This window comes from Streptomyces turgidiscabies Car8 (genome assembly GCF_000331005.1).
Lineage (GTDB): Bacteria > Actinomycetota > Actinomycetes > Streptomycetales > Streptomycetaceae > Streptomyces > Streptomyces turgidiscabies.
In genome coordinates, this window is the sequence record NZ_AEJB01000113.1 from 1 (window position 1) to 2,858 (window position 2,858).

Here is a 2,858-nt window from a genome sequence, read left to right on the forward strand (position 1 = left end):
CCGAACCCCTAGAACGGCTCGAAGTCGTCGAACTCCTGCTGTGCGTCGTCCCGCTCAGCCTGCCGATCCCGCCGCCGCTGCGCCGCAGGCCTCGGCTCCTCCAGGCGATGGTCCTCACCACGCCGCCCGAGCATCTCCGCCCCGGCCATGACCGTCGGCTCCCAGTCGAACACCACGGCGTTGTCCTCGGGACCGATGGCGACGCCGTCCCCGGCCCGCGCACCCGCCTTCATCAGCTTGTCCTCGACACCCAGCCGGTTGAGCCGGTCCGCGAGATAGCCGACCGCCTCGTCGTTGCTGAAGTCGGTCTGGCGCACCCAGCGTTCGGGCTTCTCGCCCCGCACGCGGAACAGCCCGTCCTCCTCCTGGACGACGGTGAAGCCCGCGTCGTCGACGGCCTTCGGCCGGATGACGATCCGGGTCTCCTCGTCCTTGGGCTTGGCGGCCCGCGCCTGCCCGACGACCTCGGCGAGCGCGAACGACAGTTCCTTCAACCCGATATGAGCGACGGCGGACACCTCGTACACCCGGTATCCGCGAGCCTCCAGCTCGGGCCGCACCATCTCGGCGAGGTCCAGACCGTCCGGCACGTCGACCTTGTTCAGGACCACCATGCGCGGCCGGTCCCCCAGCCCCCCGTACTGCTTCAGCTCCTCCTCGATGATGTCGAGGTCGGAGACGGGATCACGCTCGGACTCCAGCGTCGCCGTGTCCAGCACATGCACGAGCACGCTGCACCGCTCCACGTGCCGCAGGAACTCCAGCCCGAGTCCCTTGCCCTGGCTGGCTCCAGGGATCAGCCCGGGCACGTCGGCGATGGTGTAGACGGTCGCGCCGGCGGTCACCACACCCAGGTTGGGCACGAGCGTCGTGAACGGGTAGTCGGCGATCTTCGGCTTGGCGGCGCTGAGCACCGAGATCAGCGACGACTTACCGGCGCTCGGATACCCGACCAGCGCCACGTCGGCGACGGTCTTCAGCTCCAGGACGATGTCCCGCAGCCCTCCGGGCACCCCGAGCAGCGCGAAGCCGGGCGCCTTGCGCCGGGCCGAGGACAGCGCGGCGTTGCCGAGCCCCCCGCGCCCGCCCTCGGCGGCGACGTACGAGGTCCCGTGCCCGACCAGGTCGGCCAGCACGTTGCCGTCCTTGTCGAGAACGACCGTCCCGTCCGGCACCGGCAGAACCAGGTCCTGCCCGTCCTTGCCGGAACGGTTGCCGCCCTCGCCGGGCTTGCCGCTGGTCGCCTTGCGGTGCGGGGAGTGGTGGTAGTCGAGCAGCGTGGTGACGGACTGGTCGACGGTGAGGATCACGTCACCGCCGTGTCCGCCGTTGCCGCCGTCGGGCCCACCGAGCGGCTTGAACTTCTCACGGTGGACGGAGGCACAGCCGTGACCTCCGCTACCCGCGGCGACATGCAGCTCGACGCGGTCCACGAAGGTGGTCATGGGATGTGCCTCCAGTTACGTACGGAAATCTCTGCGCAGAAAGCTCTGCACAGTTGAAACACGCGAAAGGCGGACCCGCTTCCCGTACGGGAAGTGAGGTCCGCCTCGCGAAAGAACCGATCAGGCGACCGGAACGATGTTCACGACCTTGCGTCCACGGTGGGTACCGAACTCCACCGCACCGGCGGCCAGCGCGAACAGCGTGTCGTCCTTGCCACGGCCGACGCTCGCGCCGGGGTGGAAGTGGGTGCCACGCTGGCGGACCAGGATCTCACCGGCGTTGACGACCTGACCGCCGAAGCGCTTCACGCCGAGCCGCTGGGCATTTGAGTCGCGACCGTTCCGGGTGGACGATGCGCCCTTCTTGTGTGCCATCTCTCCTCAGTCCCTTACTTCGCAGCCGCGGGGATCTCAGTGACCTTGATCGCCGTGTACTGCTGGCGGTGGCCCTGACGACGGCGGTAACCGGTCTTGTTCTTGTAGCGAAGGATGTCGATCTTGACGCCCTTGTGGTGGTCCACGATCTCGGCCTGAACCTTGATCCCGGCCAGCACCCAGGGGTCGCTGGTCACGGCGTCGCCGTCGACAACGAGCAGGGTCGAGAGCTCGACCGTGTCGCCAACCTTGGCAGTGGAAATCTTGTCAACCTCAACGATGTCGCCGACAGCAACCTTGTGCTGGCGACCACCGCTGCGCACGATGGCGTACACGCAGATCTCACTCTCTTGCTCGGGATCGACACCCCCGCAGTCCAGCCGCCCGGCAAAAGCGAGTGGCCTCTCCCGCCGCACCGAAATGCCCGGCGCTCAGGAGGACGAGGTTTACGGGGATGTGGCGTGTCACGGAAAACTATGGACACGCCGACGCTCAAGATTACGGGCCGGACCTGAACGGGTCAAACCGAGCCCTCATCCCCCACTCGCGAGGCCCGCAAACCCCCCGACGACGACGGCGGCCCGCCCGGAGAAACCCGGACGGACCGCCGTACCACTGCCGGTCGTACTGCTACCGGCTACCGCACCGGTGCGCGGACACGGGACCGAGGAAGTCAGTCCTCCGTGGCCGCCGAGACGGACGCGTCGGCCGACTGCTCGGCCGCGGCAGCCGTCCGCTTCGACACCGTCTTCTTCGCCGTGACCTTCTTCGCGGCCGTCGTCGTCTTCTTGGCGGCCGTCTTCTTCACCGCCGCGGTCTTCTTCACGGCGGCCTTCTTGGCCGTGGTCGCCTTCTTGGCGGCGGTCTTGCGCGCCGTCTTCCTGGCGGGAACCGCCTCCTCGGCCTCGGCCGCGTCAGCAGGTGCCGCAGGCTCGGTGACCGTCGCCGGGACGACCATGACGGCCGCCTCCGCGGAGGAGGTGGGCGCGGTGGCCTTGCGCACGGCACGTCGCCGCGGCCGGGCCGGAGCGGCGCTGT

The 2,858-nt window shown here is 68.8% G+C and carries 4 protein-coding genes; all 4 read right to left on the reverse strand.

The annotated features are described in order from the left end of the window. Positions 1 to 8: 8 nt before the first annotated feature. Positions 9 to 1,445, reverse strand: a complete 1,437-nt coding sequence (obgE, locus tag STRTUCAR8_RS06515) for a GTPase ObgE (protein WP_006374709.1) — start codon at positions 1,443 to 1,445, stop codon at positions 9 to 11. A gap of 120 nt (positions 1,446 to 1,565) precedes the next feature. Beyond that, positions 1,566 to 1,820: a 50S ribosomal protein L27 gene (rpmA, locus tag STRTUCAR8_RS06520; RefSeq protein WP_006374707.1), complete on the reverse strand. Its 255-nt coding sequence runs from the start codon at positions 1,818 to 1,820 to the stop codon at positions 1,566 to 1,568. 14 nt (positions 1,821 to 1,834) lie between these two features. Further along, positions 1,835 to 2,155, reverse strand: a complete 321-nt coding sequence (gene rplU / locus STRTUCAR8_RS06525; RefSeq protein ID WP_006374708.1) for a 50S ribosomal protein L21 — start codon at positions 2,153 to 2,155, stop codon at positions 1,835 to 1,837. A 338-nt stretch (positions 2,156 to 2,493) separates the two neighbouring features. Then, the coding region (locus STRTUCAR8_RS06530; RefSeq protein ID WP_158697385.1) for a hypothetical protein at positions 2,494 to 2,858 on the reverse strand (365 nt) is incomplete at its 5' end.